We start from the raw sequence: 14,272 nt of genomic DNA on the forward strand, positions 1-14,272 counted from the left end.
ATGGCAAAACCTAAAATCCTTCAAGAAGACCGCGAATATACCTTTCGCTCATATTTTGAAATGACTTATGAGCCAGAAGAAATCTTAGCAGAGCTTGGTTATGCTTTGGTACGGTCAAGGTTATCGCTACCAAAAACCCAAAAGCCTTTAGACAGATTAGAAGAATTAAGAGACCGTATAGAACGGACTCTTCCACGGGTTAGTTTGACAAGTGAAACAGCCCGTCGAGAAACTTTGGTTGCACCAATTTTATTAGAAGTTGCTACATATTATTGTGACTGTCAGCTACGAATTGAGTACCCACTTGCGGTAAGTAAATGGCTCAAAGGAAATCTTGATTATCTTCTTCGTGCAGATCAGAACCTTTTAGTAGTGGAAGCAAAAAATGATGATATTACCAGAGGATTTACACAACTAGCGGCTGAATTAATTGCTTTATCCCAAATTGAAGAACAACCTTTTCAGTATGGAGCCGTTACCATTGGTGATGTCTGGCGATTTGGAAGACTTGATGTTAAAGCCCAACAAATTATAGAAGACATAAAAATTTATTCATTACCAGATGATTTAGAAGATTTAATGAAAGTTTTAGTTGGAATTGTTGAGCGTAAATCTTGAAATTGTATATACATTACAAGCAAGCAAGTAGAGCCAGTAGAATAAAAAGTACGAATTATCAGCACCCGAAAAACCACCTGTGGCAAATGGAGTACGTGCAATGACCAAACCTAATTTTCAGGTGATGAGTCAAAAAGAATCGCAAGCCTATGTTTTAGCTCATCGAGATGATCAAGAAGCATTTTATGTATATCTTGATAAGCTACATACAGAGGCTAACTGGGTCGAAATGCCAGCCTTACAATCTCCAGATGATTTGGAAAATTATCCTGAATTTCTTGAACGGGTTCGCAACGGTTCGGAGTCATGAGATGATGCCATCTAACGATTCAGGTTAACATCCACCTTGAGTCAAACAAAGGATCTATCTCGTAACAATGCAGTGAACGATAATATTGTAGTACTATGTTTGTGGGAGTTCGGTAGTGATGACCGAGTTACTTGAAAAGGCGATCGCCAAGTTGAAATCTTTACCTGCCAGTGAGCAAAATGCGATTGCTGCAATGATTCTGGAAGAACTCGAAGACGAAATCCGATGGGATGAAGCATTCGCAGGTTCTAAGGATAGCCTTGCTAAACTTGCAGCCGAAGCAATGGCTGAGTATCACGCAGGGAAAACACAAGAGTTAGACTCAGAAACGTTGTGAAGTCACGCACAACTACCCAATTCCGTAAAGCGTTTGCTGATCTACCTGAATAAGTTCACCAAGCAGACACGCAAAGCATATCGGCAATTCAAGCAAGATACTGGACATCCAAGCCTACGCTTCAATAAAAGTACATCCAGAATTACCAATCTACTCTGCTCGGATTAGCAAAAGTTATCGGGCAGTTGGACAGTTAGAAGGTGATACAGTCATTTGGTTTTGGGTTGGCTCACACGCAGAGTATGACATATTGCTCTCTCAGTTATAGCAATACAATTTAAAAATCTTATCTAAAAATTCATACATTTCAGCAGAAAATAGTCAAGTTTTTTTGGCAATTTTCCCTAAAAATCCTGTACAAAGCCGATAATTGACGATGAAGAGAGTAAAACCTGTTTAACACAAATGTAAATCTAAGTTAAAGGCTTGTAACAAACCCTACCAAATTGCGATCAAAAATCCGTTAGTTTAATGAAACCGATAAATGTAATTCAGGCTACATAAAAATGCGCTTAGAGCAGTTGCAAGCCTTTTTAGCGATCGCCCAAACCGGCAGCTTTCAACAAGCAGCGCGAAAATGTGGTGTCACCCAATCGACGATTAGTCGCCAAATTCAGGCATTAGAAGCTGATTTGAATGTAGAACTGTTTCACAGAACAAGTCACGCTAAATTGACACTGGGAGGTGAATGTTTACTCCCCCGCGTCCGCAAAATTTGCCAAGAATGGCAGACAGCTACAGAAGAATTAGCCGATTTAATCGCCGGAAAGCAGCCAGAACTCTGCATTGCCGCGATTCATTCGCTATGCGGATCTTATCTGCCACCAGTGTTGCAAAAATTTTGTCATGATTATCCAAATGTACAATTGCGGGTGACTTCATTGGGAAGCGATCGCGCCTTGAAAGTCCTCAAAGATGGATTGGTAGATTTAGCAATTGTAATGAATAATCGCTTTTTAATCAGTGGTAGAGAAATGGTGGTAGAAGTACTTTATGATGAACCAATAGAAGTTCTAACAGCAGCCAATCATCCCCTAGCCCAATATGAATTCGTCCCTTGGTCGGAGCTAATTCGTTATCCTCAAGTGGTTTTTAAAGATGGTTATGGAATGCAGCGCTTAATACAAGATAGATTTGACCGAATGGAAGCTAAACTCCAGGCAGCTTTAGAGGTAAATACCCTAGATGCTTTCCGGGGAGTGGTACGCCAAGGAGAACTAATAGCTTTGCTACCTCAATCAGCATTAGTCGAAGCTCGCCAAGACCCTACCCTGGCGATTCGTTCCTTAGCCAGTAATAATACTAGTGGTTTAGCAGATGGTTCCAGTTTGACTCGTCGGGTAGTTATGGTAACAACTCAAGACAGGCTCCAAATTCCCCCCATCAAACACTTTTGGGAACTTGTGCGGAAAAATATACCCTTACAAATTAATCAGCAGCGATCGGCTTCGTGAACTACCACACACCAACCGCTAGGCGTTATGGTGTGGGCTTCCCAATTCATCGGGAAAGCCTCTAGAACTCCGTAGTCTTATTGGTCTTACATTCCCTCCAAGGGCAGGAGTCCTGATTCCCAAGACCCAAATCTTTCTCTTGGGACATATACCTGTTAGCTTGGTTTTCGCTTACGGCATTGATGGTCAAGATGTACAATTCTACCAGAAAAAGAGTTCGTTTCCTCCATATGGTCTGACAAGAGTGCGGGAGCAAAGCGGCTCTGCCGACTTAAAGCAACTGCTATAAAGTTTGGCTGTATCTCCTGTATGACTGCCGATGTTCTTTCGGTGCGCTGGAGGTATTGTAGCAGCGATTGGGCATTGGGTCTTAGGGGTTGGGAGGTCTATTTCGGTTATTTACAAAGGACAAATGAGCAATATATTTAGGGAATTACTACAAAAAGTAGGCAGTGGAAACCACACAGCCGAGAATTTAACTCGTGCCCAAGCAGCCACCGCTATTAAAATGATGCTGTTGGGTGAAGCTACACCAGCCCAAATCGGAGCGTTTTTGATTGCTCATCGAATCAAGCGTCCTACGGGTGAAGAGTTGGCGGGAATGTTGGATGCTTATGAGGAACTGGGGCCAAAACTGCAACCAATCCCCTCTGCACGACCTGCGATCGCTCTTGGCATACCTTATGATGGCAGAACACGCACAGCCCCAATTAGTGCGGTAACAGCTTTACTACTCGCCGCAGTTGGACAACCAGTAATAGTGCACGGTGGCGATCGCCTACCAACTAAGTACGGCTTACCCCTGATAGATATTTGGCAGGGTTTAGGAGTCGATTGGACTACCCTCCCACTTGCAAAAACCCAGCAAGTGTTTGAGCAAACGGGAATTGGCTTTATTTATCTACCTCAGCATTTTCCCTTAACTACAAGTATTTGGGAGTACCGTGACCAACTCGGCAAGCGTCCGCCCTTGGCGACAATGGAGCTAATCTGGTGTCCTTATGCTGGGGATGCTCACGTAATTGCTGGGTTTGTTCATCCGCCCACAGAAGGAATGTTTCAGATAGCCCTGGGACTGCGGGGAGTAACAAAATTTACATTAGTGAAAGGATTGGAAGGGAGTTGCGACTTACCGCGCGATCGCACTGCGATCATTGGGTTATCTTCATCCGTAGCATCCCTAGAGATAGAACGATTACTCCTCGTACCGCGTGATTACGGCTTTACTACCAAGAACGTACCTCTTGAAACTACTGAAGAATTGGTGACGGATATTCAGGAGGTTTTGGCAGGTAAACCAAGCGAACTAATGCAAACAGCCTTGTGGAATGGTGGATTTTACCTATGGCGGAGTGGTATTTGTCTAGATATGCTAGAGGGTTTAGCTAAGGCAGAAAAATTATTAACTAATGGTGTAGTAGCAGCTAAACTCCAACAACTCAGCCAGTTAGTAAATTCATTTTAAATTTAGCTCTCATCGCTTTGGTTAAATTTTCATTACACACTGATAAGTTTTTCTGCAGACTTACTTATGATTGGAATTGCGATCGTAAATTCGGTTCCGATACCTGGCTGAGAATTCACTTCCAATGTGCCATTGTGTTTTTGCACTACAATTTGATGGGCTATTGACAAGCCAAGTCCAGTGCCTTTACCAACGGGCTTCGTGGTAAACAACGGTTCAAATAGCCGTTGTTTGATCCGCTCAGGAATACCAATGCCATTGTCAGCAATCCGAATTACAAGCCAATGTTTAGAATTTATTTCTGTTGCAATTTGAATTTGAGGAATTCGATTGGGGATTTTGCCTTGTGTTGTGCCTTCATTGAGGGCATCAATTGCGTTTGCCAGAAGGTTCATAAATACTTGATTCATCTGACCTAGATAACAGTTTACTTCTGGCAATACTCCATAATTTTTAATAACTTCAATCCGGGGACGATCGCCATTACCCTTGAGGCGGTGTTGCAAAATCAACAAAGTACTGTCAATTCCATCGTGAATATCTACCGCCTTGTCTTCGACTTCATCGAATCGGGAAAAATTGCGAAGCGATCGCACAATCTGAATAATGCGATTGCTTCCGATCTTCATGGAGTCTAGTACCTTGGGTAAATCTTCCTGCACAAACACCAAGTCGATTTCGTTTATCTTCGCTTGAATTTGAGATCCTGAGTCAGGATGGTAATTTTGGTAAAGCTGCACAAGTTCCAACAAATGTTGGCTATTTTCTTGCATATAGTGCAGATTGGCACAAATAAAGTTGACTGGATTATTGATCTCATGAGCGATTCCGGCGACAAGTTCACCTAGACTTGACATTTTCTCAGTTTGAATGAGTTGAAGTTGGGATTGCTGAAGCTCCTTCAAAGCCAAGGAAAGTTCTTTTGTCCGATCAATAACTTTTGTTTCAGAAGAAGTCACCAGTGCCAAACCTAAAATAAAAAATGTTATGGCACTAATCAGGGATGAGAGCCAAGTCGTGTTGGGTGCAGGAAACTCCCCAGAAAATGATTCAATTGGACTAAAACAAACCGCAGCCATACCTGTATAGTGCATCATCGGCACGGCCATTCCCATTAATGCTGCTGCACCAATTTTCTGCCACCAAATCACTGCTATTTGATTGTGTAAATAGTGCGTTAACCACAAGGCAACTAGTGATACCATCACTGCAATTCCAACAGAAAGCGTTACCAATTTCAGATCATAGTGGGCGATCGCTGGTAGTTGCATTGCAGCTATGCCTGTATAATGCATCGTAGTGATGCCCATTCCCATTAGCAGGCTTGCACCTAGCAAGCTAGGAATCTGAAGTATTTTGCGGCTAGTAATCCATAGGGCAAACCCTGACGACAAAATTGCAGGCAAGACAGAAATTAAAACAATCAAAAAGTTATAACTAACTGGTACGGTTAGATGAAACGCCAACATACCAACGAAATGCATCGACCAGATACCAATTCCAAAGGAAGTTGCACCACCAATCAACCAACCAATCCAAGCCCACCCTTTAGCCGCTGCAATTCGTTCTGTTAGATCTACAGATGTATAAGCCGAGAGAACAGCGATTATAACCGAGAGAGCTACTAAATTTAGATCGTAAGAAACAGGCATAGTTTATCAATCTACATTTGCTGGTGAGGTTTAGGTGATCTCTACTCCTAGTTCGCCATTGTCAAATCTTTTCCTACAGGTGCAGGCTCAGATCAGACAGGCTCTTATGTATCCTGATTTTCGGGATATTAAGCTCAGTATTCCCAAACTCTCTGGCGGTCTAACTAATTATTAAACCGATTTTTTCTGGATACCTACTCTTAGCAAATGAAAATAAATTAGGCTTGTGGGCGTTTACCTGCCTCTTCAACGGTGTAAACAACTTGAAATTCGCTGTAATTTCTAATTAATTACGAATTATTTCCTCAGCCACTCCTCCAAAATAGATTTTTGCTGCAACCAATCCTGACCAACTTGGATACTGATATCAGAACCAATGTTGCCAGTACTTTCCACACGCACTTCTCCAAATCCCAAAGTGTTGCGAATTGATTCGGCAGTGTCACTATCTCCTTGCTGGGCGACAATGTGAGTTACCTCTAGAGGTTCACCCCATGCCTTGGCGATATAGATGTTGCGATATCCAGATTTTTCCAAGGCTCTAATTAATGGTTGGAGGTTAGAGCGATCGCCACCCGTACTATCTTGAATTGCTACACGTAAAGAGGCAGGGTCGGCAATTTGCTGTCCTTGTTCTGATTCCAAATCAAAATGCTGCGCCATCAGCTTGGCAATGCCATCTGGGTTAGGCAACCAGTAGCTAGCATTAGACTTCCTTGGGTCGCCAAAGGTACCCGGCAGTAGTAACTGCTGAATCTTTTTGGATTGATTAGCGTTATTTGCAAAACGTAATAAAGCCGCTAACTCTTCACCAGTCATGTTAGTGTCGATATTTTCTTTTACTACATTGAAAATTTCAGGTAATTGCTTCAATGTACCTAAATTCAGGGCTTGTTCCATCAAAGCCCGCATGACCATTTGCTGGCGCTGAATTCGACCAATATCTCCTAGTTCGTCACGGCGAAAGCGCAGCAATTGCAGTGCTTGATTGCCGTTGAGATGATGCTTACCAGCTTTAAGATTGATGTACAGGTGCTGGGACTCATCTTTATACTTCATATCTTTGGGGACGTAAACTGTTACCCCACCTAAGGCATCAACTAGCTTTTCAACTCCGAGAACGTTAATTCGGACATAGCGATCAATTCCCGCTCCACCCAAGAGATTACTGACAGTCTTGGCAGTTAAAGCCGGACCACCCTGAACATTAGCGGCATTAATTTTTTTTATTCCATACCCCTCTATTTCTGTACGGGTGTCTCTGGGAATAGAAAGCATGACCATTTTTTTCGTCTCTGGATCAAATTTGACCAAGAGCATCACATCGGCAAGACCATCAAAGGAGTTGACTTGGGGCAAATATCCCAGATTTTGGGTTTTGGTGGGAGGATTTTGGACATCTGGCGGCAGTACGCTCATCCCCAAAACTAAGAGATTGACAGGGCGAGTTAATTCTGAAAATTGTAGCCCACCTCCAGAGATGCGATCGCTATCAAAGACCGCTTTATCCTTTGCACTTAGCTGGGCTTGTTGCAAAGAGGTACTGGTCAAAGACACCGCCAAAAGCGCCCCCGCTGTTGCTGACACCATTGCAATCCCACTCATACCCACCCAAAACCACAGCCAACGTCCTGATTTTGAGCTTTGGGAAATTTTGTTACTAGACTTTGAGGCTTTTCCTGACTGGTTTTCTTCCGCCGAACTTCTTTGAATGGTCACAGACTTCCTCACACTTACTCACTAATCAAATTCGATAAATTTGCAGACTAAAAATATGGAAACAAATCAAGCCATAATAGCTAACTCTTAATTATCAGTGCTAACCTTTTTAAGTTAGTGTCAACCACAACATTTATAGCAGCCTTTTTCCTGGTTTTGGCTAATCTGAAGATGTTTTATTGAAGTATGGCAATAATAAACTGGATTTGACTAGATATATAGATGAATCAATCGTTATCTTTGAGAAAATAAGTAAAAATACCGATAATTTATCACCCGAAAAATTAAGATAAGTACTTGCCTAACACTCGTTCTGCTAAAGTACTAAACCCTGGTAAACGCCCAGACTTGCCCTGTATCACGCGCAAAATCAACCAGATACTTACTAAAAAGTAACCCGATGTGAGAAAGCTATTGAGGATAAATAGACGTAGTGTAAAAAAATCTGAAGTTGCTGCTGTACTAGCTAATAATAGATATCCAAACATCCAACTAAGTGCCAAAGTAATAGACAGCCGACTAATAGCAAGTTGTTCCCTACTACCCTGACCCCGATAGAGAATCCACAAGGATGGAAAAAAGCCGATGATCGGAATCACATATAGAAGTAACTGTGTTTTGGGCATTGGGCATTGGGCATCATTATTGTTGTCCCCTTGCTCCCCTACTCCCTTGCTCCCCTGCTTCCTAGTCTGTTTTGGTTCAAAATTATCCATTGGGGTTAGTTTAACTCCTAAACTAGAAGGATGAATGAGATTCATATAGTTAGAGATAATAATCTGTAAAGAAAGATTTAATTTAGTTGTATCCCGCAATCAGCTCAAAATGCAGACACGCAAGCTACTCGACTGGTGGCAAACATTTACGCCAATAGTGCGAATCGGGGCGATCGCGCTCTTCGTTCCGCTGCTAGTTCTCAATGGTTGGGCACTTTCGCTATTTTTTAATTATTTCCATTCTCTCATAGTCATTCTGGTCGGAGCCTCAGTACTAGCATTTCTGCTCAACTACCCCGTGAGCTGGATGGAGCATCATGGTGCTAGGCGAGAGCAAGTAGCTATCCTAGTATTTCTCTTGGCTTTATCGATTTTATTGGCGTTGGGTGTTACACTCATTCCCCTGGCTCTTACCCAAGCGCAACAACTGGTAGCTCGTTTGCCAGAGTTGATCGACTCTGGACGCTCTCAGTTAATGATATTAAACGAAAAAGCTGAGACTTTTGGCTTACCGATTAACCTTGATGCTTTGGTAGTGCAAATAAACGATCGCGTCAAAGGAGAATTGCAAGCGATCGCTGGACAAGTTCTAAATCTGGCGGTAGTTACAGTTACCAGTCTGCTAGATATTCTCTTGACGATGGTTTTGACTTTCTATCTTTTACAGCATGGGGGTGAACTCTGGCAAAGTTTAGTGGAATGGCTACCTAATAAATTTCGCGATCCTTTCTCCAAAACAGTCCGCCTGAGCTTCCAAAATTTCTTCATCACCCAACTAATTTTATCTACTTGTATGGCCTCAGCTCTTATTCCTACCTTTTTGTGGCTAAAAGTGCCATTTGGGCTGCTATTTGGTTTAACTATTGGCCTCATGGCTCTCGTTCCCTTTGGTGGTTCTGTGGGCATCGCCCTGACTACCCTACTGGTAGCGTTGCAAGATTTCTCAATGGGTGTGAGAGTTTTGATAGCAGCAGTAATCGTACAGCAAATTCTCGAAAACTTAATTGCTCCCCGAATTTTAGGCAGCTTTACTGGTTTAAATCCAGTTTGGATTTTAATTTCGGTCTTGACAGGGGCAAGAATTGGCGGACTGTTAGGTGTAATTGTGGCAGTACCCACAGCTGTTGTGATTAAGACTGCTTTAAGTGCCCTACGTCCTGGTAGGGAGACAAATGACAGCACCACTGGGGAGATAACTGCACCCGTTGCAGCAAACGAGTCCCTAAAACCTGACGCTAAGAACACTCTGAATATTTCGGAAGCGACATTACCCTAATAACCCAAGTTGGGTGTTAGGCGACTCCATCCCGGAGAGTCATGCGATCGCCCAAAAACTCTTCGGTTATGTCAGTGCATAACCGAGAGATAGATTTTGAACTACTGGTATACCACAAAACCTATCTGTATTAATTCTTGATATTTAGGTGGATTATCTGTTTTCCAGTTGTCGGCTAAATCTCTCAACCATCCCTCAATTAATGTTTCTAGATAATACTCAAAAATTAATATCTTCTATAAATTACCAGATATTGTAGTGCGAAGTTTCAACACTTGATTGATACCGTGCTTCTCTCAATTGCGTAGGCGTAGCCCGTCGTAGACATCGTTACGATTAGGTGCCGATAGTTGAATCATCTGAGAAAAACGTGAATACATAACGGCATCGGTAGGCGGATAATCCGCCGACACTGCAAGTAACCCAATTTTTATATCCTCGAAATAAATCACACCCCCAATACGTCCTCCAACTTGGAAAGCTCCATGAAATAAATGATCCGGAGCTATGTATATCAGCAAAAAGTCAGTAATCTTTATTTCCCCGCCAAACATCTGCTGACAAGTTTTGTAGAGGGCAGCATTTAGGTATTCATTATAGGCAGGCTCACCCAGTTCAGTAAATTCCGGCTGATCCGCAAAATGATCCATATAAAATAACCAGATATGGGACAAGTCTGCAACATGGGTCAGTTTTTGTTTTAGTTCCTGCAATCGGTCGATTTTCATAGTGTGGATATTGAAGAGATGGGGCGAGCAGACAGCACTGTTAAAAATTTACCATGAAGCGTCAGAAACTCCTGACTTAATGAAGTAGCCAGGAGCAGTTTATACGAGATGGGGGATATACTCAGTGCAACCGACCTTCATTCCGAAGCTTGTTAGCGAGGCGTTTAATCTCAGTTTCGCCTTTATATAAGGCATCTGGGCTGGTGTGAACCGAGTAGTAGCCCAACACCAGATCGTGTGGGTGCTTGATGGCGGAACCAAGCATGAAGGTGGTGTCACCTTCGGCATAGAAATCAATGGCAGCATCTGATTCCTCAAAAACCACAAGCTCCCCAGATGCCAATGTATTATCATCGGTATGCAGCATTCCAGCCTGTACGGCAACCCAGCACACGGTGTTACCCATATCTGGTTCAAAGTGCCAATGTTCCTTATCCTTAAGTTGCACAACAAGGTAGTTTATGGATGGCGGTGCAGCAATAGGGCTTTTTGCAGTACCGTATCGACCCAACACCACACGCACCGCCCCAGATTCTTCTACCTGATGCGGAGCCAGATAGACGCTTTGTGCAGGAGCAAGCTCTTGCTCAGGGGGTAACGCGATCCAAAGTTGAAAGCCCTGCATGAGTCCGGGAGCAGCTTCCCCCCTGTGCCATACACCTCCGCCAGCACGCATCCACTCAACACCTCCTTGTGGAAGAATACCTTGCTTGCCCGTGCTATCTTCATAAGAAAATCCTTCACCCGACAGCACAAAGGTAATTGTCGCAATGCCTGAATGGGGATGCCATCCAAAGCCAGATGCAGTAAGAGATTGTGCTTCAAAATAATCGAGGAACACGAATGGCTTGATCATCTCTCCAAGGTCAGACGGACTGACCAAGCGAGTGATCGGGCCGCTTCGCTCTCCCCAGGTGCGATGAATGATCCGGCGCTTGCGAGATGAGGGGGTGCTGTCTATTGTCTTAGATATAATGCTTGATTTTTCCATAACCATTACGCTGCCTAATGAGATATTTCAGTCGCCTGTTTTTCGAGTCTGTCAAAGCTTCAGATGATAAATTTCTCTAAATTTCGGTTGTTGTGAGTTATCTAGTTATTAGAGGTAACAAGGTCTATTATAGTAACTATAGAAATAACCGCAAGAAGGCACAATTATGTTAGAAGGTTACAGCGATGTTCCTTTGTCTAGAAATCTCAGCCATACTGAGCAATCCTGCGCCCCCGTGCGTGAAGTTTTGAGCCTTGTCGGTGATAAATGGAGTGTATTGATTGTTGTCATACTCAGTGATGGTTCGCTACGTTTCAGTGAGTTACGCCGACGGATTGATGGCATTTCTCAGAGGATGCTTACCCGCACATTACGCGAACTTGAACGTAATGGGCTAATGACGCGGACTGTTGAGCCAACTGTACCACCTAGCGTTTATTATGAGTTAACAACACTGGGGCGAACTCTGCTAGAACCAGTTAAGGCGCTTGCTTCATGGGCGCAGACAAACTATCCCCAAATCATTCTGGCGCAGCAGAAATTTAATGAGAATATCGCTCTTTTATCACTCCAAGTAGAAGAGAATTAGAAGTTGTTGTAATAATAATTGGATTAGAGGTACGGTTGTCGCTTATGGATAACCAGACTAATGAAATGATTCACACTGCTCTCTACCACCAGTTCAATAAACCTCGGAACCGTGTTAATGTTTCTGGTGCAACTGGTGGGCGAGGTCTAGGATCGTTTTGCAGTGAATGAGCGATCGCACTCAGCAATTCTAAGCGATCGCTCACCGATAATTTGTATATTTGACTTTTGAAGTCTTGCGAACTTATGATTTCACTTCTATATATTCAGAGTATTTCAGAAATCGCAAACTCATCATTTATAGCAGTAATTTCTGTTTGGATTTTTGGCTCACTAGCCATCAACATCAGTTGTTCTTGCAGATGTTTGGCATCAGCTAGTTTATCAGTTGTATACTCCCTTTCTCGGATTTGTCGAGCAATACTTTCTAGCAACCAAAGTTGTTCTTCCACAGCCAAGGCACAGATGGAACGCTCAATTTCTAGTAAATTGGGTGAGATCATTTTGCTTCTTATTCCCAGCGAGGTGTATTTATCCAAGGTATTATACTCAATCTATCTGGTTAACCTAGAGTATCTCCAATCCTCCCTCATCCATTTCACAGCTAAGTGACTATCATTAAATGGGTAGTTGTACGGTTTCTAGCAAATATTTTCACAAATCTCATCAGATTGCTATAAATACCCAGAAACCAGTTTTACAACTTTTAACTAAGTATTCCTGCTGAAGCAAATGTACGCTAAACTGGCTACATGAATTACGAAACAGCTCGGAAACTCCTCATAGATCAGACAGTCACAACCGAGGAAAACCCAGATGCGCTGTTAACGCGTATGAAGCAGGGAAAACCGCCGGTACCCGGTCAGATAACCTCGATTTTGTTGGCATTGAAAGTGGTGTTTGAAGGCCTCAAAGATGCAAAGAGCATAGACCGAGAACTGGCTTTAACCCTTTATCAGTTAAGCGTTAAGGCTCAACAGCTATTTGCCGCAGGACATAAAGCCGGAATTGATTGGCCGCCACTATTGAAGGAAGATTTGCTCCGAATTTCCTTAGCATCTGAAAGTATCTTTTCGGGTACATGGCAAACCCTAGCTTTTGTAGGGTTGGGAAAGGGATGAGGGGGATAAGGAGGATGAGGGAGCAGACAAAGAATAACTTCTAACTCAGCACTCCTAACGGGCTAAACGCCCCGCTACCGCTAAGAGCACTCAGCAATGTTTTGCCCATTATCGAATTTTCAATTCACTTTCCAACTTGTCTAGGTCAGTTTTGAGCAAAATCGTCATTTGACCTGTAAAAGCTTTGCCGGTCTTAGGTTGGGCAATTTCTACCCAATATACATAGTTCGCTCCTACTCGTAATTCTCCCTTTAAAGCTTCTCGAATCTGATTTTTGGCCAGACGCGCTGAGTTAATTGTCTCCTGGCTGGGATATTGGTAGACGACTTGGGCGCGATCGTAGTCTTGATAAATCTCCAAACCATAAATCACCCGCAAGGATTCTTGGAGACGCACAAATGTCATGCCGTTAATAGCATCATACATAGCAATGCGCTCAGTCCGAATTCTGCTACGGTCTTTGGAAAATTCCACTCTACCGGGAGGCAATACCGACGCTTGAAAAGTGAATCGTTGGGCAGCTGTATCAGTTTTTTGCACAAATAATTGTTCTCCACTCCTAGGACGGAGTGTGGGATGTGCTTTAATCCAAGTGCCTACTTCTTCTGTACTTTGCCCTGGTAAAGCATTAGCTTGGGAATCAAAAAGCGTTCCTACGCACAGCCAAGGCATTAAAGATAAAGGCAAAATTAAATAGTTAAGCAGAGATTTTTTGAGCATTTTGCTGTTCAGGATTTTATAGAAATTTCCCAATTCGGGAGTAATCATAGTCTTCCCGTTTTTCAGCAAGATTATTTCAATAGGTCAACCCAACTTCAGATATCAGGGATCTTACTTATCAACGCTTTATCATAGAAAAAGCCAAGGAATGGAATCGTTATGAGTATTACATTTAGCCCAGAGCAAGAACAAATAATTCAAGTTTTGTTAGCAACAGGTCAATTTAAGAATGTTGATGAAGTAAATCAAACTGCATTACGCCTTTTAGCAGAAGAGACTCTTTCTCAGCAAGTATGGCTCGAAGAAACTCGCACCAAGATTGATGAAGGGATAGCATCACTTGAAAAGGGAGAAGGAATTGATGGTGAAACTTTTGTAAATCAGCTTTTAACACAGTTGAAGCAAGCAAAAGAGGCTTAGGAATGAATCGGTACATTACAGCACTTGCGTCTGTTATGAGGTACAATAAATTAAAATATAAATACCTTTAAATGAAGTCATACTCTGTCGATCTTCGAGAAAAAATAGTTGCAGCACATCTTCAGAAAAACATCTCAATCAGGAAAGTAGCTAACAT

General features: G+C 42.7%; 17 protein-coding genes. 9 read left to right on the forward strand and 8 right to left on the reverse strand.

Translation table 11 applies throughout. From position 1 onward, the window contains the following. The 5 genes from ACEW80_RS18465 (at position 1) to ACEW80_RS18485 (ending at position 4,184) form a co-directional block, all read left to right on the forward strand. Positions 1–618: a hypothetical protein gene (locus ACEW80_RS18465; protein WP_373527988.1), complete on the forward strand. Its 618-nt coding sequence runs from the start codon at positions 1–3 to the stop codon at positions 616–618. A gap of 100 nt (positions 619–718) precedes the next feature. Further along, positions 719–928, forward strand: a complete 210-nt coding sequence (locus tag ACEW80_RS18470; protein ID WP_373527989.1) for a hypothetical protein — start codon at positions 719–721, stop codon at positions 926–928. Between the two features lie 118 nt (positions 929–1,046). Then, positions 1,047–1,265: a hypothetical protein gene (locus ACEW80_RS18475; RefSeq protein ID WP_373527990.1), complete on the forward strand. Its 219-nt coding sequence runs from the start codon at positions 1,047–1,049 to the stop codon at positions 1,263–1,265. 506 nt (positions 1,266–1,771) lie between these two features. Then, a complete protein-coding gene (locus ACEW80_RS18480; RefSeq protein ID WP_373527991.1) occupies positions 1,772–2,719 on the forward strand; it encodes a LysR family transcriptional regulator in 948 nt (315 codons plus the stop codon). A 412-nt stretch (positions 2,720–3,131) separates the two neighbouring features. Next, complete coding sequence (locus tag ACEW80_RS18485) at positions 3,132–4,184, forward strand: anthranilate phosphoribosyltransferase family protein (protein ID WP_373527992.1); 1,053 nt, start codon at positions 3,132–3,134, stop codon at positions 4,182–4,184. 32 nt (positions 4,185–4,216) lie between these two features. Here the strand turns inward: ACEW80_RS18485 and ACEW80_RS18490 are convergent, their stop codons facing one another. The 3 genes from ACEW80_RS18490 to ACEW80_RS18500 all read right to left on the reverse strand — a co-directional run bounded on the left by ACEW80_RS18490 (position 4,217) and on the right by ACEW80_RS18500 (position 8,181). Beyond that, positions 4,217–5,836, reverse strand: a complete 1,620-nt coding sequence (locus ACEW80_RS18490; protein WP_373527993.1) for an MHYT domain-containing protein — start codon at positions 5,834–5,836, stop codon at positions 4,217–4,219. 297 nt (positions 5,837–6,133) lie between these two features. Then, the gene (locus tag ACEW80_RS18495) at positions 6,134–7,555 is read right to left on the reverse strand and encodes an LCP family protein (protein WP_373527994.1); all 1,422 of its coding nucleotides are present in this window, start codon (positions 7,553–7,555) and stop codon (positions 6,134–6,136) included. Between the two features lie 284 nt (positions 7,556–7,839). Further along, positions 7,840–8,181 carry a hypothetical protein gene (locus ACEW80_RS18500; RefSeq protein WP_373528005.1) on the reverse strand — a complete coding sequence of 114 codons (342 nt, stop codon included), beginning with the start codon at positions 8,179–8,181 and terminating at the stop codon, positions 7,840–7,842. 199 nt (positions 8,182–8,380) lie between these two features. Here ACEW80_RS18500 and ACEW80_RS18505 point away from each other — a divergent pair, with 199 nt between their 5' ends. Beyond that, positions 8,381–9,547, forward strand: coding sequence for an AI-2E family transporter (locus tag ACEW80_RS18505; RefSeq protein ID WP_373527995.1), 1,167 nt, complete (start codon positions 8,381–8,383; stop codon positions 9,545–9,547). A 296-nt stretch (positions 9,548–9,843) separates the two neighbouring features. On the opposite strand, the gene ACEW80_RS18510 is transcribed toward ACEW80_RS18505, so the two are convergent. After that, the gene (locus tag ACEW80_RS18510) at positions 9,844–10,275 is read right to left on the reverse strand and encodes a hypothetical protein (protein WP_373527996.1); all 432 of its coding nucleotides are present in this window, start codon (positions 10,273–10,275) and stop codon (positions 9,844–9,846) included. A gap of 121 nt (positions 10,276–10,396) precedes the next feature. Next, positions 10,397–11,272, reverse strand: a complete 876-nt coding sequence (locus ACEW80_RS18515; protein ID WP_373527997.1) for a pirin family protein — start codon at positions 11,270–11,272, stop codon at positions 10,397–10,399. Positions 11,273–11,432: 160 nt separating this feature from the next. Between ACEW80_RS18515 and ACEW80_RS18520 the strand changes: the two genes are divergently transcribed. Next, positions 11,433–11,855, forward strand: a complete 423-nt coding sequence (locus ACEW80_RS18520; RefSeq protein ID WP_373527998.1) for a winged helix-turn-helix transcriptional regulator — start codon at positions 11,433–11,435, stop codon at positions 11,853–11,855. Positions 11,856–11,937: 82 nt separating this feature from the next. On the opposite strand, the gene ACEW80_RS18525 is transcribed toward ACEW80_RS18520, so the two are convergent. Both ACEW80_RS18525 and ACEW80_RS18530 read right to left on the reverse strand, forming a co-directional pair. Next, positions 11,938–12,060, reverse strand: coding sequence for a hypothetical protein (locus ACEW80_RS18525; RefSeq protein ID WP_373527999.1), 123 nt, complete (start codon positions 12,058–12,060; stop codon positions 11,938–11,940). 60 nt (positions 12,061–12,120) lie between these two features. Continuing rightward, entirely contained in the window at positions 12,121–12,357 is a 237-nt protein-coding gene (locus ACEW80_RS18530) for a hypothetical protein (RefSeq protein WP_373528000.1), read from the reverse strand. A 249-nt stretch (positions 12,358–12,606) separates the two neighbouring features. Between ACEW80_RS18530 and ACEW80_RS18535 the strand changes: the two genes are divergently transcribed. Then, entirely contained in the window at positions 12,607–12,975 is a 369-nt protein-coding gene (locus tag ACEW80_RS18535; RefSeq protein ID WP_373528001.1) for a Dethiobiotin synthetase, read from the forward strand. Between the two features lie 108 nt (positions 12,976–13,083). Here the strand turns inward: ACEW80_RS18535 and ACEW80_RS18540 are convergent, their stop codons facing one another. After that, positions 13,084–13,695 carry a hypothetical protein gene (locus ACEW80_RS18540; RefSeq protein ID WP_373528006.1) on the reverse strand — a complete coding sequence of 204 codons (612 nt, stop codon included), beginning with the start codon at positions 13,693–13,695 and terminating at the stop codon, positions 13,084–13,086. Positions 13,696–13,854: 159 nt separating this feature from the next. Between ACEW80_RS18540 and ACEW80_RS18545 the strand changes: the two genes are divergently transcribed. After that, positions 13,855–14,115, forward strand: coding sequence for a type II toxin-antitoxin system ParD family antitoxin (locus ACEW80_RS18545; protein WP_373528002.1), 261 nt, complete (start codon positions 13,855–13,857; stop codon positions 14,113–14,115). Positions 14,116–14,272 lie beyond the last annotated feature (157 nt).

It is taken from the genome of Nostoc sp. (genome assembly GCF_041747015.1).
GTDB lineage: Bacteria > Cyanobacteriota > Cyanobacteriia > Cyanobacteriales > Nostocaceae > Nostoc.